Annotated in this window: 22 protein-coding genes; 17 read left to right on the top strand and 5 right to left on the bottom strand. The window is 76.0% G+C overall.

Annotated features, from left to right (window positions below; all coding sequences use genetic code 11):
• Positions 1-81: 81 nt before the first annotated feature.
• From ACFO3M_RS17260 to hpf, 12 genes are all read left to right on the top strand, one after another.
• The gene (locus ACFO3M_RS17260) at positions 82-1,443 is read left to right on the top strand and encodes a phosphomannomutase/phosphoglucomutase (protein ID WP_387991489.1); all 1,362 of its coding nucleotides are present in this window, start codon (positions 82-84) and stop codon (positions 1,441-1,443) included.
• Entirely contained in the window at positions 1,440-1,661 is a 222-nt protein-coding gene (locus ACFO3M_RS17265; protein WP_387991491.1) for a Trm112 family protein, read from the top strand. Before ACFO3M_RS17260 ends, ACFO3M_RS17265 begins: the two co-directional genes overlap by 4 nt.
• Positions 1,658-2,800, top strand: coding sequence for an SIS domain-containing protein (locus ACFO3M_RS17270; RefSeq protein WP_387991494.1), 1,143 nt, complete (start codon positions 1,658-1,660; stop codon positions 2,798-2,800). The genes ACFO3M_RS17265 and ACFO3M_RS17270 overlap by 4 nt, the downstream gene beginning before the upstream one ends.
• Positions 2,801-2,896: 96 nt before the next feature.
• A complete protein-coding gene (locus tag ACFO3M_RS17275) occupies positions 2,897-3,853 on the top strand; it encodes a DUF808 domain-containing protein (protein WP_387991497.1) in 957 nt (318 codons plus the stop codon).
• A gap of 87 nt (positions 3,854-3,940) precedes the next feature.
• The gene (manA, locus tag ACFO3M_RS17280) at positions 3,941-5,107 is read left to right on the top strand and encodes a mannose-6-phosphate isomerase, class I (RefSeq protein WP_387991500.1); all 1,167 of its coding nucleotides are present in this window, start codon (positions 3,941-3,943) and stop codon (positions 5,105-5,107) included.
• Between the two features lie 94 nt (positions 5,108-5,201).
• Positions 5,202-6,071 (top strand): GmrSD restriction endonuclease domain-containing protein, encoded by an 870-nt coding sequence (locus tag ACFO3M_RS17285; RefSeq protein WP_387991503.1) that lies wholly within the window; start codon positions 5,202-5,204, stop codon positions 6,069-6,071.
• Positions 6,072-6,194: 123 nt separating this feature from the next.
• Positions 6,195-7,682 carry an adenosylhomocysteinase gene (gene ahcY, locus ACFO3M_RS17290; RefSeq protein ID WP_387991506.1) on the top strand — a complete coding sequence of 496 codons (1,488 nt, stop codon included), beginning with the start codon at positions 6,195-6,197 and terminating at the stop codon, positions 7,680-7,682.
• A gap of 199 nt (positions 7,683-7,881) precedes the next feature.
• A complete protein-coding gene (gene mtrA, locus ACFO3M_RS17295) occupies positions 7,882-8,589 on the top strand; it encodes an MtrAB system response regulator MtrA (protein ID WP_387991509.1) in 708 nt (235 codons plus the stop codon).
• Positions 8,590-8,593: 4 nt separating this feature from the next.
• Positions 8,594-10,330 (top strand): MtrAB system histidine kinase MtrB, encoded by a 1,737-nt coding sequence (gene mtrB / locus ACFO3M_RS17300; protein ID WP_387991513.1) that lies wholly within the window; start codon positions 8,594-8,596, stop codon positions 10,328-10,330.
• The gene (locus ACFO3M_RS17305) at positions 10,327-12,039 is read left to right on the top strand and encodes an LpqB family beta-propeller domain-containing protein (RefSeq protein ID WP_387991516.1); all 1,713 of its coding nucleotides are present in this window, start codon (positions 10,327-10,329) and stop codon (positions 12,037-12,039) included. The genes mtrB and ACFO3M_RS17305 overlap by 4 nt, the downstream gene beginning before the upstream one ends.
• A gap of 176 nt (positions 12,040-12,215) precedes the next feature.
• On the top strand, positions 12,216-12,971 hold the full coding sequence (locus ACFO3M_RS17310; protein WP_387991519.1) for a ComF family protein: 756 nt from the start codon (positions 12,216-12,218) through the stop codon (positions 12,969-12,971).
• A gap of 67 nt (positions 12,972-13,038) precedes the next feature.
• Positions 13,039-13,725 (top strand): ribosome hibernation-promoting factor, HPF/YfiA family, encoded by a 687-nt coding sequence (gene hpf, locus ACFO3M_RS17315; RefSeq protein ID WP_387991522.1) that lies wholly within the window; start codon positions 13,039-13,041, stop codon positions 13,723-13,725.
• A gap of 116 nt (positions 13,726-13,841) precedes the next feature.
• On the opposite strand, the gene ACFO3M_RS17320 is transcribed toward hpf, so the two are convergent.
• Both ACFO3M_RS17320 and ACFO3M_RS17325 read right to left on the bottom strand, forming a co-directional pair.
• Complete coding sequence (locus ACFO3M_RS17320) at positions 13,842-14,390, bottom strand: GNAT family N-acetyltransferase (protein WP_387991525.1); 549 nt, start codon at positions 14,388-14,390, stop codon at positions 13,842-13,844.
• Positions 14,391-14,533: 143 nt separating this feature from the next.
• Positions 14,534-14,926, bottom strand: a complete 393-nt coding sequence (locus ACFO3M_RS17325) for a TIGR03618 family F420-dependent PPOX class oxidoreductase (RefSeq protein ID WP_387991528.1) — start codon at positions 14,924-14,926, stop codon at positions 14,534-14,536.
• A 59-nt stretch (positions 14,927-14,985) separates the two neighbouring features.
• Between ACFO3M_RS17325 and secA the strand changes: the two genes are divergently transcribed.
• Complete coding sequence (secA, locus tag ACFO3M_RS17330) at positions 14,986-18,087, top strand: preprotein translocase subunit SecA (RefSeq protein ID WP_387991531.1); 3,102 nt, start codon at positions 14,986-14,988, stop codon at positions 18,085-18,087.
• Positions 18,088-18,215: 128 nt separating this feature from the next.
• Complete coding sequence (locus ACFO3M_RS17335) at positions 18,216-18,731, top strand: GtrA family protein (RefSeq protein WP_387991534.1); 516 nt, start codon at positions 18,216-18,218, stop codon at positions 18,729-18,731.
• Positions 18,732-18,734: 3 nt separating this feature from the next.
• On the opposite strand, the gene ACFO3M_RS17340 is transcribed toward ACFO3M_RS17335, so the two are convergent.
• On the bottom strand, positions 18,735-19,283 hold the full coding sequence (locus tag ACFO3M_RS17340) for an Rv3235 family protein (RefSeq protein ID WP_387991538.1): 549 nt from the start codon (positions 19,281-19,283) through the stop codon (positions 18,735-18,737).
• A 78-nt stretch (positions 19,284-19,361) separates the two neighbouring features.
• The gene (locus tag ACFO3M_RS17345; protein WP_387991541.1) at positions 19,362-20,069 is read right to left on the bottom strand and encodes a LysM peptidoglycan-binding domain-containing protein; all 708 of its coding nucleotides are present in this window, start codon (positions 20,067-20,069) and stop codon (positions 19,362-19,364) included.
• A gap of 85 nt (positions 20,070-20,154) precedes the next feature.
• Between ACFO3M_RS17345 and ACFO3M_RS17350 the strand changes: the two genes are divergently transcribed.
• A complete protein-coding gene (locus ACFO3M_RS17350; RefSeq protein WP_387991543.1) occupies positions 20,155-20,724 on the top strand; it encodes a hypothetical protein in 570 nt (189 codons plus the stop codon).
• Between the two features lie 2 nt (positions 20,725-20,726).
• On the opposite strand, the gene ACFO3M_RS17355 is transcribed toward ACFO3M_RS17350, so the two are convergent.
• Complete coding sequence (locus ACFO3M_RS17355; protein ID WP_387991546.1) at positions 20,727-21,023, bottom strand: helix-turn-helix domain-containing protein; 297 nt, start codon at positions 21,021-21,023, stop codon at positions 20,727-20,729.
• 213 nt (positions 21,024-21,236) lie between these two features.
• On the opposite strand from ACFO3M_RS17355, the gene ACFO3M_RS17360 reads away from it, so the two are divergent.
• Together ACFO3M_RS17360 and ACFO3M_RS17365 are read left to right on the top strand one after the other, a co-directional pair.
• Entirely contained in the window at positions 21,237-22,160 is a 924-nt protein-coding gene (locus tag ACFO3M_RS17360) for an SAF domain-containing protein (protein WP_387991549.1), read from the top strand.
• Positions 22,160-23,455: an AAA family ATPase gene (locus ACFO3M_RS17365; protein ID WP_387991552.1), complete on the top strand. Its 1,296-nt coding sequence runs from the start codon at positions 22,160-22,162 to the stop codon at positions 23,453-23,455. Before ACFO3M_RS17360 ends, ACFO3M_RS17365 begins: the two co-directional genes overlap by 1 nt.
• The last annotated feature ends 35 nt before the right edge of the window (positions 23,456-23,490 follow it).

Here is a 23,490-nt window from a genome sequence, read left to right on the forward strand (position 1 = left end):
TCCGGGAGCCCGGGCCGGTGCCCGCGGATAGGGTCGGCCGGACCGGGGGACGCGCCCGGCCAGTCCAGGCGAGGGTGTGCAGTGACGGACCTGTCGGCGATCATCAAGGCCTACGACGTCCGGGGCGTGGTCCCCGACCAGTGGGACGAGGACGTCGCGCGGCGCATCGGCGCCGCCTTCGCCGAGTTCGTCACCACCGAGAGCGGTGCCACCGCCGTCGTCACCGCGCACGACATGCGCCCGTCCTCGGTGCCGCTGTCCCGCGCGTTCGCCGAGGGCGTCCTGTCCCGCGGCGTCGACGTCCTCGAGGCGGGCCTGGGCTCCACCGACCTGCTCTACTTCGCCGCCGGCTCGCTGGACGTGCCCGGCGCGATGTTCACCGCCAGCCACAACCCGGCGCAGTACAACGGCATCAAGCTCTGCCGCGCCGGTGCCGCCCCGGTGGGGCAGGAGTCCGGGCTGGTCACGGTCCGCGAGTGGGCCGAGCGCGACTCCTACGACCGCGTGCCCGACCGCGTCGCCGAGATCGGCCGGCGGGACCTGCTGCCCGACTACGCCGCCCACCTGCGCGGACTGGTCGACCTGTCGCGGATCCGCCCGCTCAGGGTGGTCGTCGACGCCGGCAACGGCATGGGCGGGCACACCGTCCCCGTCGTCCTGGCGGGCCTGCCGCTCGACGTCGTCCCGCTGTACTTCGAGCTCGACGGCACCTTCCCCAACCACGAGGCCAACCCGCTGGACCCAGCCAACCTGGTCGACCTGCAGGAGGCGGTCCGCCGCGAGGGCGCCGACATCGGCCTGGCCTTCGACGGCGACGCCGACCGGGTGTTCGTCGTCGACGAGCGCGGCGAGCCGGTGAGCCCCTCGGCGATCACCGCGCTGGTCGCCGTCCGGGAGCTGGCCAAGGGCCGCGGGACGACGGTGATCCACAACCTGATCACCTCGCGGGCGGTGCCCGAGATCGTCCGCGAGCACGGCGGCACCCCGGTGCGCACGCGGGTCGGGCACTCGTTCATCAAGGCCGAGATGGCCCGCACCGACGCGGTGTTCGGTGGCGAGCACTCCGCGCACTACTACTTCCGCGACTTCTGGCGCGCCGACACCGGGATGCTCGCCGCGATGCACGTGCTGGCCGCGCTCGGCGAGCAGAGCCGGCCGCTGTCGGAGCTGACGGCCGCCTACAGCCGCTACGCCGCCTCCGGGGAGATCAACTCCACCGTGGCCGACGCCGCGGAGCGGACGAAGGTGGTCCGGGAGGCGTTCGAGGCCGACGGCGCGACGGTCGACGAGCTCGACGGGCTGACCGTCGACCTGCCCGACGGCTCGTGGTTCAACCTGAGGGCCAGCAACACCGAGCCGCTGCTGCGGCTCAACGTCGAGGCGCCCGACCGGGCGCGGATGGAAGAGCTCAGGGACCGGGTGCTGGGGATGGTGCGCGCATGACTCAGGGGACGACGCAGGGGCCGCTCGGCCTGGACCCGCTGCTGCTGGAGGTCCTCGCCTGCCCGGACACCCACCACAGCCCGCTGACCGTCGACGAGGCGGCGAGCGAGCTGGTGTGCCCGACGTGCGACCGGGCCTTCCCCGTCCGGGACGGCATCCCGGTGCTGCTGCTCGACGAGGCGCGGGTGCGGGGCGGCGGGGGGACGACGGGCCGATGACCTCGCCCGAGCTGGCCGAGGAGGTCCTCGACGACCTCGACGTGCTGCGCGCCCGCGACCCGCGCGGCCTGCTGCCGGCCGTCGCCGGCGCCGGGGCGCAGGTGCGCGAGACCGCGCGGCTGACCGAGGAGGCCGGGCTGGGCCGGGTCACCGAGGGCGGCCGCCCGCGCGGGCTGGTGATCGTCGCCCGGCGCGAGGGGGCGGTGGCGGCGTCGGTGCTGCGGGCGCTGCTCGGCCCGTCCAGCCCGGTCACCGTCGACGTGGTCCCCGGCCCGGACCTGCCGGTGTGGACCGGCCCGACCGACATCGCCGTCGTCGCCACCCGGACCGGCGCCGGCCGCTACGCGGTGACCCCGGCCTACGAGGCGGCCCGGCGCGGGGTGACCCTGCTGGGCATCGGCGCCGACGACGCCCCGCTGCGGGCGGCCTGCTCGACCGCGCGGATGCCCTACGTGCCGCTGCCGCGCTCGCGGGTGCGGCACACCACCCTGTGGTCGCTGCTCACCCCGCTGCTGCGGCTGGCCACCGACCTCGGGCTGCTGCGGGCCGAGGCGGCCGACCCCGAGGCGATCGCCGCGGCCCTCGACGAGGTCGCCGCCGAGTGCGGCCCCGCGCGCGAGTCGTTCACCAACCCGGCCAAGACCCTCGCCCTCGAGCTGCTCGACGCGTTCCCGGTCATCGCCGCTGAGGGGCCGCTGGCCGGCACCGCGGCCGCCCGCTTCGCCGACCAGCTGGCCACCCTCGCCGGCCTCCCGACCAGCGGGTTCCGGCTGCCCGACCAGCGCGTCGCCGCCTGCGCGGTGCTCGGCGGGCCGCTGGCGCCGCGCGACGTCGACGACTTCTTCCGCGACCGCGCCGAGGACACCGGCCGCCGGCTGCGGCTGCTCACCATCCGCGACACCGACGCCGCCGACCACGACGGCGCCGGCGAGCGGGAGCCCCGCTCGGCGCACGAGGCGATGAGCGAGGTGCTGCGCACCGCCGCGGCCAACAACGTGCCGGTGAGCGGGCTGGCCGAGCACGGCGAGCCCGAGCGCCACGGCCGGCTGCCCCGCCTGGCGCGGCAGATGGCGGTGGCCGACTTCACCGCCGTCTACCTCGCGCTGGCCCTGGACCAGGAGCGGGCGCTGCGGCGCTGAGCCCGGACCGGCCGGTGTCCGGGCGGCCGGTCCGGGGTACCGGACCGCGATCGACCGTGAGCGCACCCGACTGCTGACCGACTGGAAGGACCTCCCGTGGCCGGTGGACTCGTAGCCCTGTTCGACGACGTGGCACTCCTGGCCCGCGCCGCGGCCGCCTCCATCGACGACGTCGGGGCCGCCGCCGCCAAGGCCGGCGTCAAGGCCGCCGGTGTCGTCGTCGACGACACCGCGGTGACGCCGCAGTACGTGCAGGGCATCGCCGCCGAGCGCGAGATCCCGATCGTCAGGCGCATCGCGATGGGGTCGCTGCGCAACAAGCTGCTGATCATCCTGCCCGCGATCCTGCTGCTCAGCGAGTTCCTGCCGTGGCTGCTCACGCCGATCCTCATGCTCGGCGGCGCCTTCCTCTGCTACGAGGGCACCGAGAAGGTCTGGCACCGGCTGCGCGGCCACTCCGCCGCGCACGGTGACGCCGAGGGACAGCCGCCGGACGAGAACACCCTCGTGCGCGGCGCCGTCCGCACCGACCTCATCCTGTCGGCCGAGATCATGGTCATCTCGCTGAACGAGGTGGCGAGCGAGGGCTTCTGGTCGCGGCTGGCCATCCTCGCCGTCGTCGGCGTGGCGATCACCGTCCTGGTCTACGGCGTCGTCGCGCTCATCGTGAAGATGGACGACGCCGGCCTGCGGCTGTCGCGGTCGGACAGGAAGGGCGTGGCCGGGTTCGGCCGCGGGCTGGTCAAGGGCATGCCGAAGCTGCTCACCGGGCTCACCGTCGTGGGGACCGCCGCGATGCTGTGGGTCGGCGGGCACATCCTGCTGGTGGGCAGCGACGAGCTCGGGCTGCACGCCGTCTACGGCGCGGTGCACCACCTGGAGGAGGCGGCACACGAGGCCACCGGTGCCCTGGGCGGCGTCGTGGGGTGGCTGGTCAACACGTTCGCCAGCGCTCTGGTCGGGCTCGTCGTCGGCGCGGTGGTCGTCGCCGTCGTGACCCTGCTGTTCCACCGGAGGAAGGAGCGGGCCGCGCACGGGGCCGCCGCCCACTGAGCCCGGGCACCACTCCAGGGGAGGACAAGGGGGCGGAGGACCGGACACGCGGGCCACCCGGCACTAACCTGCCCGGTGATGTGGCAGATGACCAGCGCGGTCCGGCACTACCCCTGGGGTAGCCGCACCGTCATCCCCGAACTGCTGGGCGAGACCGTCCCGGCCGAGCAGCCCTACGCGGAGCTCTGGATGGGTGGGCACCCCGACCTGCCCAGCACGCTGTCGGACGGCACGCCGCTGGACAAGGCGATCGAGGAGCGGCCCGACGCCCTGCTCGGGCCCGCGGTGCACGAGCGCTTCGGCCCGCGGCTGCCGTTCCTCATGAAGGTGCTGGCCGCCGACAGCCCGCTGTCGCTGCAGGCCCACCCGACGATGGCGCAGGCGCGGGCCGGCTTCGCCGCGGAGGAGGCGGCCGGGGTCCCGAAGGACGACCCGACCCGCACCTTCAAGGACCCGTGGCACAAGCCGGAGCTGCTGCTCGCGCTGACCACCTTCGAGGCGCTGTGCGGCTTCCGGCCGGTCGAGGAGTCGCTGCACTGCCTGGCCAAGCTGCAGCTGCCCGAGCTCAAGCCGACCATCGCGGCGCTGGCCCGCGGCGGGCTGCAGGCGGCCATCCCGCAGCTGCTCGCACTGTCGGGCAAGCGGCGCACGCACCTGGTGGAGGTCGTCGCGCTCAGGGCGGCCACGTTCGTCGCCGCGCACGACCCGGAGTTCATCAACACCTACCGCTGGGCCACGACCCTGGCCGAGAAGTACCCGGGCGACCCCGGCGTGGTGATCTCGCTGATGTGCAACCACCTCAAGCTCGCCCCCGGTGAGGCGGTCTTCCTGCCGGCGGGCAACCTGCACGCCTACCTGTCCGGGGCCGGCGTCGAGGTCATGGCCAGCTCGGACAACGTGCTGCGCGGGGGGCTGACGAACAAGCACGTCGACCTCGCGGCGCTCATCGAGGTGCTCGACTTCTCCGACGGCAAGATCCCGGTGCTGCACCCGGTGCTCGGCCCCGGCGGGCTGCGCTACCCGGTGCCGGTCGACGACTTCGACCTCACCCGCTGCCAGCTCGACGAGCTGGCCGGGTCCCTGACCACCCGCGGCCCGCAGGTCCTCCTGTGCACCGAGGGGGAGGCGGTCCTGGAGTCCACGGACGGCGAGGTCCGGCTGACCAGGGGCCGGTCGGCGTTCGTGCCGGCCGGCGCCCCGGTCACCGCCCGCGGCCCCGCGGTCCTCTACCGGGCGACCACGAACCTGCGCTGACGAACCTGCGCTGACGAACCCGCGCTGACGAACCCGCGCTGACGCGGCGCGTGTCGCGGCTGCCGGGGACGCGGCCGCGGACGTAGCGTCGGTCGTGCACCTCCGACCGGCCCGGCCCCGCCCCGCCCCGCTGCGGGCGGCGCTGGCGCTGGGCCTGGTGGCCGCGCTGGGGTCCGGGTGCGCCGCCCTGCTCGGCGACCCGCCCGCCGTCCCGTCCGCCGGCAGCGCGCTGGAGGCGCTGGACTCCGTCGAGGTCCGCGGCCGCGCGCCGCAGACCGGGTACTCCCGCGACGAGTTCGGCGACGGCTGGGTCGACACCGACCAGAACGGCTGCGACACCCGCAACGACGTCCTGGCCCGCGACCTCACCGGGGAGCGCTTCGAGCCGGGCACCCGCGACTGCGTCGTCGTCAGCGGCACCCTCGTGGACCCGTACTCCGGCCGCACCATCGCGTTCCGCCGCGGCGAGGGGACCAGCGAGGCGGTGCAGATCGACCACGTCGTGGCGCTGTCCGACGCCTGGCAGAAGGGCGCCCAGCAGTGGGACGCCGACCGTCGCACCGAGTTCGCCAACGACCCGCTCAACCTGCTCGCCGTCGACGGCCCGCTCAACCAGGCCAAGGGCGACTCCGACGCCGCCACCTGGCTGCCGCCGGCCCGGTCCTACCGGTGCGCGTACGTGGCCCGGCAGGTCGCCGTGAAGGTGACCTACGGGCTGTGGATGACCCGCGCCGAGCGGGACGCCGTCGCCGGCGTGCTGGACGCCTGCCCGGACGAGCCGCTGCCCGGGCGCGGCCCGCTCCCGGGCCAGGAGGCGCCGGGGAGCGCGCCGCCGGCGCCGGCGACGCCCTATCCCGACTGCGCCGCGGTGCGCGCCGCGGGCGCCGCACCCCTCCGTGAGGGCGACCCCGGCTGGAACCCGTCCCTGGACGGCGACGGCGACGGCGTCGGCTGCGAGGGCTGAGCCCGCCGGGCCCGCTGCGTTAGGCTGGACGACGGCACGAGCCCCGCCGAAGCCTCGGCATGCTCGCTCACCTCAGTGACCCCGAGTCCCCGCCGCCGGTGGGGGCCTCGACCCTGGAGCGACATGACCGCCTCTACCGGCACCCGCGTCCTGACCGACGGCGACTTCAAGGTCGCCGACCTCTCCCTGGCGCCGTTCGGCCGCAAGGAGATCCAGCTCGCCGAGCACGAGATGCCCGGACTGATGGCGCTGCGCGCCGAGTACGGCGACGAGCAGCCCCTGGCCGGCGCCCGCATCGCCGGCTCGCTGCACATGACCGTGCAGACCGCCGTCCTCATCGAGACCCTCGTCGCGCTCGGCGCCGACGTCCGCTGGGTCTCCTGCAACATCTTCTCCACCCAGGACCACGCCGCCGCCGCCATCGTCGTCGGCCCCGAGGGCACGGCCGAGCAGCCCGCCGGCGTCCCGGTCTTCGCCTGGAAGGGCGAGACCCTCGAGGACTACTGGTGGTGCACCCAGCGGCTGTTCGAGTTCCGCGACGAGGACGGCACCGTCGTCGGCCCGAACATGCTGCTCGACGACGGCGGCGACGCCACGCTGCTCGTGCACCTGGGCACCCGCTTCGAGGCCGACGGCGCCGTCCCGGACACCACCGAGGCCGACTCCGAGGAGTACGGCGTCATCCTCACCGCGCTGCGCGAGAGCCTGGGCACCGACGCCGGCTACTGGACCCGCATCGGCCAGGGCATCCAGGGCGTCACCGAGGAGACCACCACCGGCGTCATGCGGCTGTACGAGCTCGCCCGCGACGGCCGGCTGCTGTTCCCGGCGATCAACGTCAACGACTCGGTCACCAAGAGCAAGTTCGACAACCTCTACGGCTGCCGGCACTCGCTCATCGACGGCATCAACCGCGCCACCGACGTCATGATCGGCGGCAAGGTGGCCGTGGTCTGCGGCTACGGCGACGTCGGCAAGGGCTGCGCGGAGTCGCTGCGCGGCCAGGGCGCCCGGGTCATCGTCACCGAGATCGACCCGATCAACGCCCTCCAGGCGGCGATGCACGGCTACGAGGTGACCACGCTCGACGAGGTCATCGGCAAGGCCGACATCGTCATCACCGCCACCGGCAACCGCGACATCATCACCGCCGAGCAGCTCGGGCGGACCAAGCACCAGGCGATCATCGGCAACATCGGCCACTTCGACAACGAGATCGACATGGCCGGCCTCGCCCGCACCCCGGGCATCCAGCGGACCCAGATCAAGCCGCAGGTCGACGAGTGGCGCTTCGCCGACGGCCACACGATCATCGTGCTCTCCGAGGGCCGGCTGCTGAACCTGGGCAACGCCACCGGGCACCCCAGCTTCGTCATGAGCGCCTCGTTCTCCAACCAGGTGCTCGCCCAGATCGAGCTGTGGGGCAACCGCGCCGCCTACGAGGGCAGGACCCCCACCGTCACCGTGCTGCCCAAGAAGCTCGACGAGCACGTGGCCCGGCTGCACCTCGACGCGCTCGGCGTGAAGCTCACCGAGCTCACCAAGGTGCAGGCCGACTACATCGGCGTGCCGGTCGAGGGCCCGTACAAGAGCGAGCACTACCGCTACTGACGGAGGACCCCTCTGCCCCCCCCCGCCTCGCAGGCTCGGCGCGGGGCCCTGCAGAGGGGCCGTTCCAGCCCCTCGCCCCGCCCTGCGGGCAGGGGAGGACTCGCCCTGCGGGCGGGGAGGATGGGACGGACGGTGGCGCCGGACCGGTGATTCGGTCCGGCGCCACCGTTATCCGGTCGTGACGTCGCAGAATGGTCACGTGCCTCCGACCGCAGCGAACAACGGGCCCAGTCGCGGCCGCGTCCTGGTCGTCGACGACGACGCCGCCCTCGCCGAGATGCTCGGCATCGTCCTGCGGCGCGAGGGCTACGACCCCGCCTTCGTCTCCGACGGCAACCGGGCGCTGTCGGTCTTCCAGCAGACCCGGCCCGACATCGTCCTGCTCGACCTCATGCTGCCCGGCCGCAACGGCCTGCAGATCGCCCAGGACATCCGCAGCCAGTCGACCGTCCCGATCGTCATGCTCACCGCCAAGGGCGACACCATCGACGTCGTCCAGGGGCTCGAGGCCGGCGCCGACGACTACGTCACCAAGCCGTTCAAGCCCGTCGAGCTGGTCGCCCGGGTGCGCGCCCAGTTGCGCCGCGGCGAGACCGGCCAGGCCGAGACGCTGTCCATCGGCGACGTGCACATCGACGTCCCGGCGCACCAGGTCACCCGGGACGGCTCGCCGATCCCGCTGACGCCCCTGGAGTTCGACCTGCTGGTCGCCCTGGCCCGCAAGCCGCGCCAGGTGTTCACCCGCGAGCTGCTCCTCGAGCAGGTGTGGGGCTACCGGCACGCCGCCGACACCCGGCTGGTCAACGTCCACGTGCAGCGGCTGCGGGCCAAGATCGAGCGCGACCCGGAGAAGCCGGAGATCGTCCTGACCGTCCGCGGCGTCGGCTACAAGGCCGGCCCCCCGTGATCCCGTGAGCACCACCGAGCGGGCGCCGGCGGCACCGGCGGACGACCGCGACACCGCCCCGGCGCCGGCGCGCCCGGCCCCGGCCCGCGCGTCCCGGCGGCGGCCGGCCGACCTGCCCGAGCTGCGCCGCGGTCTCCGCCGGCGGGCGGTCCGGGCGCGGATCCGCGCCCGCCGGCTGGCCGGGCGGGCGGTCACCACCTGGCGGCGGTCGCTGCACGTGCGCATCGGCGCGATCACGATGGTCGTGGCCGGCACGGTCGTGGTGATCGTCAGCCTCGTGCTGTTCAGCCAGATCCGGACCCAGCTGCTGTCGGTCAAGGAGCAGGCCGCGATCGACCAGGCCCAGGCCGGCGTCGTCTACGCCCGGTCGGAGGTGGTGGGCATCGCCGCCGGTGACGCCGCCAGCGTCCGCGCCACCCTGGGCCGCACCGTGAACGGGCTGCTCACCCGCGGCGGCTCGGCCGGTGACTTCGACGTCGTCATGGTCTACCGCACCGGCAACGCCGAGCGGCCGCCCGCGATCAGCCGGCCCGGCGTCTACCCCGCGCTGCCCGACGACCTCCGGGCGGGCGTGCAGGGCGGCGGCCAGTACACGCAGTACGCGCTCGTCCCCGACGACACCGGCGAGCCGCAGCCCACGCTGCTGGTGGGGGTGCCCGTCCCCGGCGACGTCTCCTCCTCCGAGGCGATCGAGCTGTACTACGCGTTCCCGCTCGACCAGGAGCAGGAGACGCTGTCGCTGATCCGCAGCACCGTGGCGATCAGCGGCATCGCGCTCACCCTGTTCGTGGCCGGGATCGGCGTGCTGGTGACCCGGCTGGTCGTCGACCCCGTGCGCCGCGCCGCCGGCACCGCGCAGCGGCTGGCCGAGGGCCAGCTCGAGGAGCGGATGACCGTCCGCGGCGAGGACGACCTGGCCCGGCTGGCCACCAGCTTCAACGCCATGGCCGACAGCCTGCAGCAGCAGATCACCCAGCTGGAGGCGCTGTCCCAGCTGCAGCAGCGGTTCACCTCCGACGTCAGCCACGAGCTGCGCACCCCCCTGACGACGGTGCAGATGGCCGCCGACGTGCTGCACGAGTCGCGCGGGGACTTCCCGCCGCACGTGGCGCGGTCGGCCGAGCTGCTGCACGAGGAGCTCGACCGCTTCGAGCGGCTGCTGTCGGACCTGCTGGAGATCAGCCGCTACGACGCCGGCGCCGCCGTCCTCGACTGGGCGCCCACCGACCTCGGCGCGCTGGTGGGCCGGGTGGCCGACGGGATGACCGCACTGGCCGAGCGGCACGGCTGCGAGCTGCGGGTCACCGGCCCGGCCGACCCGGTCATCGCCGAGGTCGACGCGCGGCGGGTCGAGCGGATCCTGCGCAACCTGGTCGGCAACGCCGTCGAGCACGGCAGCGGGCAGCCGATCGAGGTGACGCTCGCGGCCAACCGGACGGCGGCGGCGGTCACCGTCCGCGACCACGGCGTCGGACTGTCCTCGGCCGAGGCGGCGCACGTCTTCGACCGGTTCTGGCGGGCCGACCCGTCGCGGGTGCGCACCGTCGGCGGCAGCGGGCTGGGCCTGTCGATCAGCCTCGAGGACGCCCGGCTGCACGGCGGCTGGCTGCAGGTCTGGGGCCAGCCGGGCCTGGGCGCGCAGTTCCGGCTCACCGTCCCGCTGGTGGCCGGCACCGACCTCACCAGCTCGCCGCTGCCGCTGCGACCGACGATCGTCCGCCGGCCGGGGGAGCGGCGGTGAGGCGGCTGCCGGCCGCGCTGGCCGCCCTGCTGGTGGGGCTGCTCGCCGCGTGCTCGACCGTGCCCACCGGATCCGCGCCGCAGGCGATCACCGAGGCCCAGGCCCGGCCCACCGGCGACGTCGGCATCGAGCCGCTCGGCCCGCGCGCCGGGGCGCCGCCGGAGGAGATCGTCCGCGGCTTCATCGACGCCGCCGCCAGCACCGTCAACGGCCATCCCGTCGCCGTCGAGCACCTGACCCCCGAGGCGGCCGCGACCTGGTCCGACGAGTCCGGCATCACCCTCGTGGGCCCGGACTACGCGACGGTGACCACCGGCTCGGGCGCCGTGGTCATGACCGGCGACCTGGTCGGCACCGTCGACCCGCGCGGCGTCTTCTCGGCCCCGAACGACACGGTCTTCACCCGCGAGTTCACGCTGGCCGAGGTGGGCGGCGAGTGGCGGATCACCAACCCGCCGGACGGCCTGGTCATGCTCGTCCCCGACTTCGAGCGCCTCTACGACGACCTCGCCGTCTACTTCGTCGACCCGACCGGCACCCGCGTGGTGCCCGACCCGCGGTACCTCGTCTCCGGGGACGCCCAGCCGACGACGCTGGTGCAGCGGCTGGTCGAGGGCCCCTCGCCGGCCCTGGCCGCCGGCGTCACCAACGCGCTGGGCGGCGTGACCCTGACCCGCGCGGTGACCGTCTCGGGGGCGACGGTCACCGTCGACCTCGCCGGCCTCGACGACCTCGCGCCCAACCAGCTCGCCCAGCTCGCCGCCCAGCTCGTGTGGACGCTGGACCAGCTCGAGGGCACGAACTCGGTGGAGGTGACCAGCAACGGCGAGCCGGTCGCCATCGACGGCGTCCCCACCGTCCAGCGCACCGACGACTGGGCCTCCTACAGCCCGGACTCGGTGCCCGCCGACGCCGACGGCCACTACCTCGACGCCGGCCGGCTGATGACCGTCGACGGGCAGCCCGCACCCGGGCCGGCCGGCGAGGGCGCCTACGGGCTGACCGGCGCGGCGGTGTCCGCGGACCCGCGCACCAGCGCCCTGACCGCGATGGCCGGCGTCTCGGTGAGCGGGGGCACCGCGTCGCTGCTGGCGGGCCCCTACGGCCAGCCCCTGGCCCCGGTGATCACCGGCGCCGGCCGGCTGTCGGTGCCGACGGTCGCGGCCACCCGGCCGGAGTTCTGGGTGGTCCGCGACGAGAGCACCGTCGTCCGGGTGCCGGCCTCCGGGCAGCCGCAGCCGGTGAACGCCCCGACCCTGCCCGGGCAGGGCCGGGCGACGGCGCTGCAGCTCTCGCCCGACGGTGTCCGCGCCGCCGCGGTGGTCACCCGCGGGGACGACGCCGTGCTGCTGGTCGGCACGGTCGTGCGCTCCGACGAGGGCCAGGTGGCGCTGCGCGACCTGCGCGAGGTGGCGCCGTCGCTGACCGCCGTGGTCGACGTCGGCTGGCGCACCGCCGGCAGCCTGATGGTGCTCGCCGACGGCGAGGAGGGCGTGGTGCCCTACGTCGTCGGCGTCGACGGGTGGGGGCTGGCGACGGTGCCCACCGCCGGCCTGCCGAGCGCGCCGACGGCGCTGGCGACGGCGCCGGGCCAGCTGCCGCTGGTCAGCGCCGGCGGGACGATGTGGCTGCTGGTCGGCGGCACCTGGGTGACGCTGCTGCGGGGCCAGCAGCCGGTACCGGGCACCGAGCCCTTCTACCCGGTGTAGCGGGAGGACCCCTCTGCCCCCGCCACTCGCAGGCTCGCGCCAGGCCTCGTGCAGAGGCTCGCCGCGAGCTCGCGAGCGGGGAGGAGGACGAGGGTCCTTCTGCCTGCAGAGGGGCCGCTCTCCACAGATGTGGTCGGACCCGGGTGCCGGGGAGCCAGGAGCCGCAGGCTGGGGTGGTGGGAGGTCTCGGCGCGGCGCTCGCCGACCTCGTGCTCCCGCGCACCTGCGCGGGCTGCGGTGTGCCCGGCCCGGCGCTGTGCCGGCGGTGCGCGGCCCTGCTCGGCGCACCGCGCGAGGCGACGCCGCGCCGGCTCCCGCCGGGCATGCCGCCCACCGTGGCCGCCGGCGCCTATGCCGGGCCGGTCCGCCCCGCGGTCGCCGCGTTCAAGGAGCACGGCCGCGCGGAGCTCGTCGGCCCGCTCGGGGCGGCGCTGGGCCGGGCCGTCGGCGTGCACGCGGTGCTGCTGCCCGGCCGGCCGGTGCTGCTGGTCCCGCTCCCGCCGACCCGGGCGGCGCTGCGGGCGCGCGGCCGCGACTGCGTCCGGGAGCTGGCCGCGGCCGCCGCCGACGACCTGCGCGCCGCGGGGGTGCCCGCCGGGTGCGTCCGGCTGCTGACCCGGACCGGGCGGGTGCGGGACTCCGCGGGGCTGTCGGTGGCGCAGCGGCGGGCCAACCTCGCCGGCACCTTCGCCGTCCGCCCGGTCCGGCTCCCGACCGGGGCGGTGCTCGTGGTCGTCGACGACGTCGTCACCAGCGGCGCGACGCTCACCGAGGCGGCCGCCGCGCTGGCCGCGACACGCCCGGACGGTGACACGCCGGTGCTGGCCGCCGTCGTCGCCGCGACGCCCCGTCCCGGCCCCCGGCCGGTCCGCGCGGCGCCACCTGGGTGCTTCCCGGACGGCTCCCCGAGGGCGTCGCGGGAGTCCCGCTGATCGACTGTCCGGCCCACGTGACAGCGACTAGCGTTGCATCGATCACACCCGATGACCGGGAGGTCTGATGGAGATCGTGGTCCGTGGTCGCAACGTCGAGGTGCCCGAGCACTATCGGCAGCACGTGGAGGACAAGGTCGGTCAGCTCGAACGGTTCGACGGCAAGCTCTCGCGCATCGACGTCGAGTTGTTCCACGAGAAGAACCCCCGCCAGTCCTCCAACTGCCAGCGCGTGGAGATCACCCTGCGCGGCAAGGGACCCGTGGTCCGCGCCGAGGCCGCGGCGCCGGACTTCTACGCCGCCCTCGACCTGTGCTGCGGCAAGCTCGACAACCGGCTGCGGCGGGCGAACGACCGCCGCCGCGTGCACCACGGCCGGCGCACCCCGCCCAGCGTGCGGGTCGCCGGTCCCACCGCCGCGCCGCTGGAGACCCCGGCGCTCGGCATCCCCGACGTCGAGCAGCAGTTCGCCGGGGAGCCCCTCGTCACCGACCTCGACGAGCACCTGCCCGGCCGGATCGTGCGGGAGAAGCACCACCCGGCCGTGCCCATGACCGTCGACCAGGCCCTGCACGAGATGGAGCTCGTGGGCCACGACTTCTTCCTCTTCCAGTGCGCCGACACCGGCCAGCCGACCGTCGTCTACCGGCGGCACGCGTTCGACTACGGCCTGATCCGGCTGGTGGAGCCGCCGCTGGGCACCGGGTCCTCCCACGTCGCGGCACCGGCCGAGCCCGCCGCCGTCCCGCGCTGACCGTCCCGGAGGGGCCGTGCCGTGCCGGCGCGGCCCCTCCGCCGTGTCCGGGCCCCGGGAGCCGCGCCCGGCCGGTCCGCCCCGCGGCCGCGGTGCCCGTCGGGGAGGGCCGGTCCTCAGTCGGCGGCCAGCCGGCCGAACAGCACGGCGTCGGCGCGGGTGCCGTCGCGCCGCGGCAGGGCCGAGCGGACGACGCCCTCGCGGGTGAACCGGGCCCGCAGCGCCACCGCCTGCGAGGCGGGGTTGTCCACGTCGACCACCAGGTGCACCCGGGGCGCCCCGTGGGCGAAGGCCCAGCCGGCCAGGCCGTCGGTGACCTCGGTGGCGTAGCCGCGCCGCCGCGCCCACGGCGCCACCGAGTAACCGATCTCCGGGCCGAGGTGCCGCCCGCCGAACACCAGACCCGCCGTGCCGACGAACTCGCCGTCGGCCTCGACCACCACCGGCAGTCCGGTGCCCTCGGCGCGCTGGCGCACCACCGTGTCCACGAACGCGCGGGCGTCGGCGAGCGTGTAGGGCACCGGCGCGGCGCTGATCCAGCGCTGCGTCTCCGGGTCCTGGGTGGCGCGGTGCACCGCGCCGGCGTCGTCGGGGGTGAACGGCCGGAGGACCAGCCGGGCGGTGCGGACCACCTCGGTGGTCAGGTCGATGCCGGTGAGCTCCACGGGATCAGGGTCGTGCATGTCCGGTGGTCTGTCTCGGCCCCGTCCCCGGCCCCCTGCAGGGGTCCGCCGCGAGCGTGCGAGCGGTGGGGGGCAGGGGGTCCGTCTGCCGGGCCTGCGAGGGGTGGGGAGGACGGGGTCCTTCCTCAGGCGTTGCCGAGCACCCGGTCGACCGAGATCTCGACGACGACCCGCGCCGGGTTCTCCCGCGGCTGCCGGTACCGCCGCGCGTAGCGGGCCTCGGCGTCGGCCACCGCGGCCGCGTCGTCGCGCACGACCGCCGTCCCCTCGAGGGTCAGCCACCGGCGCCCGTCGACCTGGCAGACGGCGACCCGCGTCTGCCCGGCGCGGACGTGCCGGGCCTTGGCCGAGCCGCCGGAGGTGATGACGCGCGCGGTGCGGGTGTCCGGGTCGTAGGTGACGCCGACGGGGACCACGTGCGGGCTCCCGTCGGCGCGCAGCGTGGTCAGCGTGGCCAGGTGGCGCTCGGTCAGGAAGGCGAGCGCGCCGGGCCCGAGGGCGGCGGGGTCGGTGGCCACCCGGCGGAGGGTACGTGCGGCGTCCCCGGGGTGCTGGCCGGGCCGCCTACGCTGGTGTCGTGGTGTTCTCGAGAATCCTGCGAGCCGGTGAGGGCAAGATCCTCCGACGACTGGACCGGATCGCCGACGCGATCGAGTCCCTGGAGGGCGACGTCGCCGACCTCACCGACGCGGAGCTCCGGGCGAAGACCGACGAGTTCAAGCAGCGGTACGAGGACGGCGAGACCCTCGACCAGCTGCTCCCGGAGGCGTTCGCCGTCGTCCGGGAGGCGGCCACCCGCACGCTGGGCCAGCGGCACTTCCGCGTCCAGCTGATGGGCGGCGCCGCGCTGCACCTGGGCAACATCGCCGAGATGCGCACCGGTGAGGGCAAGACCCTGACCGGCGTGCTGCCGGCCTACCTCAACGCCCTGACCGGCGAGGGCGTGCACGTGGTCACGGTCAACGACTACCTGGCCAAGCGCGACGCCGAGTGGATGGGCCGGGTGCACCGCTTCCTCGGCCTGTCGGTGGGCACGATCCTGTCCGGCGAGAAGCCCGCGCACCGCCGCGAGCAGTACGCCTGCGACATCACCTACGGCACGAACAACGAGTTCGGCTTCGACTACCTGCGCGACAACATGGCCTGGTCCAAGGCCGACCTCGTGCAGCGCGGCCACCACTACGCGATCGTCGACGAGGTCGACTCGATCCTCATCGACGAGGCCCGCACGCCGCTGATCATCAGCGGCCCGGCCGAGTCCGCCGGCAAGTGGTACGTGGAGTTCGCGCGCATCGTGCCGCTGATGAAGCGGGACGAGCACTACGAGGTGGAGGAGGCCAAGCGCACGGTCGCCGTCACCGAGGAGGGCGTCGAGTTCGTCGAGGACCAGCTCGGCATCGACAACCTCTACGAGGCGGTCAACACCCCGCTGATCGGCTACCTCAACAACGCGCTGAAGGCCAAGGAGCTCTTCCACCGCGACCAGCAGTACATCGTCAGCAACGGCGAGGTGCTCATCGTCGACGAGTTCACCGGCCGCGTGCTGGCCGGCCGCCGCTACAACGAGGGCATGCACCAGGCCATCGAGGCCAAGGAGAAGGTGCAGATCAAGGACGAGAACCAGACCCTCGCCACGATCACGCTGCAGAACTACTTCCGGCTCTACGACAAGCTCTCCGGGATGACCGGCACCGCCCAGACCGAGGCGGCCGAGCTCTCCCAGACCTACAAGCTGGGCGTCGTCCCGATCCCGACCAACCGGCCGATGGTCCGCGAGGACCGCTCCGACGTCGTCTACAAGACCGAGAAGGCCAAGTTCGAGGCGGTCATCGACGACATCGCCGACCGGCACGAGAAGGGTCAGCCGGTCCTCGTCGGCACCGCGAGCGTCGAGAAGTCCGAGGTCCTGTCCAGGCTGCTGCTGCGCCGCGGCATCCCGCACGAGGTCCTCAACGCGAAGAACCACGCGCGGGAGGCGGCGATCGTCGCCCAGGCCGGGCGGCTCGGCGCGGTCACCGTGGCCACCAACATGGCCGGCCGTGGCACCGACATCCAGCTCGGCGGCAACCCCGAGTTCATCGCCGACGAGGAGCTGCGCGCCCGCGGCCTGTCGCCGTCGGAGACCCCGGAGGAGTACGAGGCCGCCTGGGACGAGGCGCTCTCCGCGGCCAAGGACCAGGTCAAGGCCGAGCACGAGGAGGTCGCCGAGGCCGGCGGTCTCTACGTGCTGGGCACCGAGCGGCACGAGAGCCGCCGCATCGACAACCAGCTGCGCGGCCGGTCGGGCCGGCAGGGCGACCCGGGGGAGTCGCGGTTCTACCTCTCCCTCGGCGACGACCTCATGCGCCGGTTCAACGGCCCGATGCTCGAGTCGATGATGACCACGCTGCGGGTCCCCGAGGACCAGCCGATCGAGTCGAAGATGGTCTCCCGGGCCATCCGCTCGGCGCAGACGCAGGTCGAGCAGCAGAACTTCGAGGTCCGCAAGGACGTCCTCAAGTACGACGAGGTGCTCAACCGGCAGCGCACGGTCATCTACGACGAGCGCCGCAAGGTGCTCGACGGGGAGGACCTGCACGAGCAGGTGCAGCACATGCTCGACGACGTCGTCCGCGCCTACGTCGACGGCGCCACCGAGACCGGCTACGCCGAGGACTGGGACCTCGAGCAGCTGTGGACCGGCCTCAAGTCGCTCTACCCGGTGGGCCTGGACCGCCAGGAGCTGATCGACCGGGTGGCCGACGGCGAGCAGGCGGCCCTGACCGCCGACGTGCTGCGCACCGAGCTGCTCGAGGACGTGCACCGGGCCTACGCGGAGCGCGAGGCGGCGCTGGGCTCGGAGGTCATGCGCGAGCTCGAGCGGCGGGTGCTGCTCTCCGTGCTCGACCGCAAGTGGCGCGAGCACCTCTACGAGATGGACTACCTGCGGGCCGGCATCCACCTGCGCGCGATGGCCAACCGCGACCCGGTCGTGGAGTACCAGCGCGAGGGCTACGACATGTTCACCGCGATGCTCGACGGCATCAAGGAGGAGTCGGTCGGCTTCCTGTTCAACCTGGAGGTCAAGACCAGGGAGCAGCAGGAGGCCGAGGCCCGGGCCCAGCAGGCCGAGGCCGAGGCCAAGGCGCTGGCCGCCGCGCAGGAGGGCACCGCCCGCGTGCTCGCCCGGCAGCGGGCGGCACAGGAGGCCGCGGCCCGCGCGGCTGCCGCGCCCGCCCCGGCCGCCGACGGCGCCGCTGCGCCTGCTCCTGCCCCTGCCCCTGCCCCTGCCCCCGCTCCGGCCGCTGCCTCCGCTGCCGACGACGGGGCCGCGCCCGTGTCGATGGCCAAGCCGTCCGGCGGGCCGGCGGCCCGCCGCTCGACCGGCGCCCCGGCCGGGCGGCCCACCGCCCGCAGGAGCGGCACCCGGCCCGCGGCCCCGGCGACGCCCGAGGCGGAGGCCCCGGCGCCGTCGGGCACCGGGCCGCAGCTGGCGGTCAAGGGCCTCGACGAGCCGCGCCGGCAGGAGGACCTGAGCTACTCGGCGCCCTCGCTCGACGCCTCGCCGAAGGAGAGCGGCCCGGCCAAGGCGGCCAAGACCGCCACGGTCACCGGGACCAAGGAGCCGGCCCGCAACGCGCCGTGCCCCTGCGGCTCGGGCAAGAAGTACAAGGTCTGCCACGGGGCTGCCGGTCGCTGACCGCTCCCGCGCACACCCCGGCGCCCCGCCGACCCCCGTGGTCGGCGGGGCGCCGTCGTCCCGGGATCAGGTGCGGGATGAGGGTCTTCCCTGATGTGCCGGAGCCGGGGAGCGAGGAGCCTGGCCGCATGCCCGGGACCGTCCTCGCCCCTCCACCCGACCGGGTGGGGACGCGGGCCCCCGCGGCCCCGGCGCCGACGCTGCTCGACCGGCTCCGCAGTGACCGCGTGCCGGCGCAGTTCGTCCGGTTCGTGCTGGTCGGCGGCTCGGCGAACGTCGTCTACGCCTGTCTGTTCCTGGCGTTGTCCGGGCTCGGGGACCAGCTGGCCAACCTCGTCGCGGTGGTCGCCTCGACGGCCGTGGCCAACGAGCTGCACCGCCGGCTGACCTTCCGCGCCGGCGACCGGGTCGGCTGGGCGACGGCGCAGTGGGCCGGAGGGGGGATCGCCGTGGCCGGGCTGGCGACCTCCAGCCTCACGCTGGCCGCGCTCGACGCCTGGACGGTCTCCGCCGGTCCGCTGGCGTCGGCGCTCGCGGTCATCGCGGTCAGCGGCGTGGTGGGCCTCGCCCGGTTCGTCGGTCTCCGCTGGGTCCTCGTGGTCCGTCCGGGCGCGGCGGCCCACCCGACGCGGGTGCGGACCTGACCGTCAGCCGATCGACAGGGCGGTGCACCGCCAGCGGCCGTCGATGCCCTCCAGCCGGGCGGCCACCGCGTGCGCGCGGCCGGCCCGCCGCGCCACCGCGCTGACCTCCGCCACGCCGTCGACCGGCTCGCACACGTGCACCGGGCCGAGCAGCAGCGGCGCGGTGCCGGCGGCGCACCAGACCGGTCGGCGTCCGGCGACGAGCGCGGCGTGCACGCCGGGGGAGGCGAGCCGCTGCACCTGGGACAGCGGCCGGCGGCCGGCCAGCGCCTCGAGCACGGTCGTGAACAGCAGCCGCCCGGTGGCGCGGGGGTCGGGGAGGTCGGCCCGTACCGACCAGGCCGGGGCGAAGAGGTCCGGCCTGCGGCGGCGGGGTCCCTCCGGCGCCGGCCGCGGACCGGGCCGGTGCGGCGGACGGGGTGGCGGCGTGGTGGGGTCGACCAGGGCGACGGCCGGTCCGGTCAGCGGCGGGTGCAGCGGCGGGACGAGGCTCAGCCGCAGGGTCCGCAGCGGCGCGGCGGTCGGGGGGACGGGCTGGGTGGACGCGGTCACGGGAGCTCCCGGGGTCGGGTCGGGGTGGGGGCGACGGGGCCGGGGGAGCGGCCGGACGGGCTCGGCGGGGTGCGGCCCTCACGGCGGCGGGCGCAGCACCTGACCGGGCAGCAGCAGGTCGGGGTCGGGGCCGATGACGGCCGCGTTCGCCGCCCACCAGCGGCCGACGGCGGCGGCGGTCGCGGAGTCGGGGGGCTCGACGCCGGTGCGGGCGCGCAGGTCGGCGGCGGCGATGGTCCACAGGCACTCGCCGCGCAGCACGACGTGCTCGCCGGGGGCAGGCATCGGCCAGTCGGGCACCGCGGGAGCGGGGACGGGCGCCGCGGGGGCGGGGGCGGGCGCCGCGGGGGCGGGGACGGGCGCCGGCCAGTCGGGGACGGCCAGCGGGGCCGGCGCGCCGGTGGTCGCGACGACGACGGGCCCCGCGGTCGCGCACCCGGTCAGCACCGGCGCCGTGACCAGGCCGACGCCGAGGACGAGCGCGGCGGCCCGCCGGCCGGACGCCGGGACCACCCGCCGCAGGAGGACGCCGGCGGCGGCTCCGGCCAGGCCGGGCAGCGCCGACAGCGCGGTGAGCACCAGCCCCAGCGCGCCCCAGGCCCAGACGGCCCAGGCGGCGGCCGCGACCGCGTCGAGCAGCAACGCCTCGGGGCCGGCGGTGTCGACGAGGGCCTGCAGGTCGCCGCCGCTGCGCAGGAGAGCGGCGAGGTCCGGGGTGAGCGCACGCAGCCCGGCGGCCAACGCGGCCATGACCGCCGTCGTGATGACGAGTCGACGTGCCGACACGAGCCCTCCTTGCGTTGACGTCGGCGTACTGAAGCAAGCAAATACGATCAAACGCAAGAGTCCTTGTGGATCTAGGCTCGGCGACGTGCGCTGGCAGCAGCTGTTCGCCGACCTGCAGGCGGAGTTCGAGGCGGCCGCGGTGGCCGAGGAACGGGCCGAGCTCCCGTCCCGGTCCCGCGCGGAGGTCGGGGCGCTGCGGCTGGCGGACCGGCTCGGCGGGGCCGTGGGCGGACACGTGTCGCTGCGCTGCCGCGGCGCCGGGGAGGTGGCCGGCCTGCTCACCGGGCTGGGGCCGGACTGGGCGCTGCTCGACGACGGTTGCGGGCGCGAGGTGCTGGTGGCGCTGCCGGCCGTCGTCGCGGTGTCCGGGCTGGTGCGGACCACGGCCGCCGCCGCGCCGCCGTCGGCCGTCCGGGCCGCGATGGACCTGCGCCGGGCGCTGCGCGGGCTGGCGCGCGACCGCAGCACCGTGGCCGTCGTCCTCGACGACGGCGGGGTGCTGACCGGGACGGTGGACCGGGTGGGGGCCGACTTCGTGGAGCTCGCCGAGCACGCGGCCGACGACTTCCGCCGGGCCGGCGCGGTGCGCGGCGTGCGGGCGGTGGTGCTCGCGGCGGTCGCCGTGGTGCGGACGCTCGCGCCCGGCGCCGCCTGACCTCAGCGGGTGCGGCGCCGTCCCCGGGCGGGCGCCTCGCCGGCCGGGACCTCGTCCCCGGTGGCCTCCGCGCCGTCGGCCGCGACCTCGTCGGCGGGGGGCACCGCGCCGGCGCGGGCCTCGGCGTACTTCTGCTGGATGAAGCGCTCCAGCTCGTCGACCTCGACCCGCCACTGGCCGCGGCCGCCGATCTGGATGGCGATCAGCTCCCGCCGCCGCACGAGGGCGTAGGCCTGCGACCACGAGACGTTGAGCGTCTCGGCGACGTCGTCGAGGGTCAGGAAGCGCGGTGTGGGCATGGGGCTCTCCGTCCGGTCCCCGCCAGTCTGTCAGGAACGCACTCACCCGCACGCTTCCCGTCCACACCCGAACGTGTGGACAACCGGTGCACGCATCCGCATCCGTACCGCATCATCTGCGTCCGACCGAGCCTCGCCGTGCCGGTCGGGACGGACGCCCGCCGGTCGGCGGGCCGCCGGGGGATGCCCGGCCAGCGGAGGGAGGAGCGCCCGGTGAGCGCTGCGACGCGCACGGTGCCGGCGGGCCCCGCCGCGGAGACGCCGGCCGGGCCGGTGCCGCGCCGCGTGCGCCCGCCCCGCTGGCTGGACCTGCGCCTGGTGCTCGGCGTGCTGCTCGTCCTGGGCTCGGTGCTGCTGGGAGCCCGCGTGCTCACCGCCGCCGACGCCACCGTGCCCGTGTGGTCGGTGACCGCCGACCTCGCCGCCGGCACCGTGCTCGGCCCCGAGGACCTGGCCGCCGTCGACGTCCGGCTCGGCGACGCCGCCGGCGCCTACCTGTCCACCGGCACCGACCCCGCGGGCCGGACCCTCGCCCGGGCGGTCCGGACCGGCGAGCTGCTGCCCCGGACCGTGCTGGAGGAGCCGGAGGACCTCGTGCAGGTCGCGCTGCCGGTGCAGGCCGGCTACGTGCCGCCGGGCCTGGTCCGCGGCTCGGTCGTCGACGTCTACGGCGTCACCGACCCGGCGGGCACCGCGACGGGGGAGGGCGTCGTGCTCGTGGTCGGCTCGGCACCGGTGCAGGCAGTCAGCGGCCGGGCGGAGGGCGTCCTCTCGACGACGACCACGACCGTGCAGGTGGTGGTCGGCGTGGCCGCCGACGAGGCGCCCGACGTGCTGGCCGCGATCGGCGGCCGGCCGCTGGTGGTCGTGGTGCACGGGTCCGTCGACGACACCCGTGCGCCCGCGGTCCCCCGGTCCCCGGCCGCCACCTCGTCGTCGGCCGCCACCTCGTCGTCGGCCGCCACCTCGTCGTCGGTGCCGACCTCCTCGTCGCCGCCTGCGACCCCGACGCCGGGCCCGAGTCCGGCTCCCGTGCCCGTCCCGCCGGTGCAGCCCGCGCCCGCGCCGGTGGCGCCCGTGGCCCCGCCGGTGGCCGTCGACCCCGCGGCCGGTGCCCCCGCCGCGCCCGCCGCCTGATGGCGCTGCAGGTCGTCACCGCGGTCACCGGCGCGCCGTGGGAGGCGGCGCTGGTCGGTGCGCTCGACCGCGCCGACCACGGCGTCACCGTCGTGCGGCGCTGCGTCGACGCCTCGGACCTGCTGGCCACCGCGGCCACCGGCACCGCCCAGGCCGCCCTGCTGTCGGCCGACCTGCACCGGCTCGACGGCGACGCGGTCGCCCGGCTGGCCGCCGCGGGGGTGGCCGTCGTCGGGCTGGCCGATCCCGGGGACGAGCGCGCCGGCGACCGGCTGCGCGCCCTCGGCGTGGGGACGGTGCTGCCGGCCGACGCCCCGGCCGAGGACGTCGTGCGCGCGCTGCGGGTCGCCGTCGCGGGCGGGCCGGCGGCCGGGCGCGACGTCGCCGCCCCGGCCGCGGCGCTGCCCGGCCCGGCGCTGTCCGGGCCGGAGCCGGAGGAGCAGCGGCCCCCGCGCGGCCGGGTCGTGGCGGTGTGGGGCCCGACCGGCGCGCCCGGCCGGACCACCGTCGCGGTCGGTGTCGCCGACGAGACCGCCCGCCTCGGCGTCCCCACGCTGCTGGTCGACGCCGACGTCTACGGCGGCGTGGTCGCCCAGGTGCTCGGGCTGCTCGACGAGTCGCCGGGGCTGGCCGGGGCGGCGCGGCAGGCGGCGGCCGGCACGCTCGACGGCGCCGCGCTCACCCGGCTGGCCTGGTCGGTCCGCCCGCACCTGGCCGTGCTGACCGGGCTGGCGCGCGCCGACCGCTGGCCCGAGCTGCGGCCCGCCGCGGTCGCCGCGGTGCTCACGGAGGCGCGGCGGGCGGCCGACCTCGTCGTCGTGGACTGCGCGTTCAACCTCGAGGAGGACGAGGAGCTGTCCTTCGACACCGCCGCGCCCCGGCGCAACGGCGCCACGGTGACCGTGCTCGAGTCCGCCGACGACGTCCTCTGCGTCAGCGGCGCCGACCCGGTGGCGCTGCAGCGCACCGTCCGCGCCCTCGGCCAGCTGCGCGACCTGCTGCCGGAGGTGGAGCCGGCGGTCGTGGTCAACCAGGTGCGCCGCGGGCCGGTCCCCGGGGACCCGCGCGAGGAGATCGCGGGCGCCCTCGAGCGCTTCTCCGGCCGCGGGGTCCGCGCGTTCCTGCCGGCCGACCGCCGCGCCACCGACGCCGCCCTCGCCTCCGGCCGGACGCTCGCCGAGGTGGCCCCCGGCTCCCCGCTGCGCGCCGCCCTGCGGTCGCTCGCCGCCGGGCTCGCACGGGTGCCCGAGCCCTCCGCGGGCCGGCGCGGCCGTCTCCGCCGGAGGGCCGGGTGACGCCGCCGTCCCGGCCCGGCGCCTCCCCGTCCTGC

The organism is Geodermatophilus arenarius (genome assembly GCF_042654585.1).
Classification (GTDB): Bacteria; Actinomycetota; Actinomycetes; order Mycobacteriales; family Geodermatophilaceae; genus Geodermatophilus; species Geodermatophilus arenarius.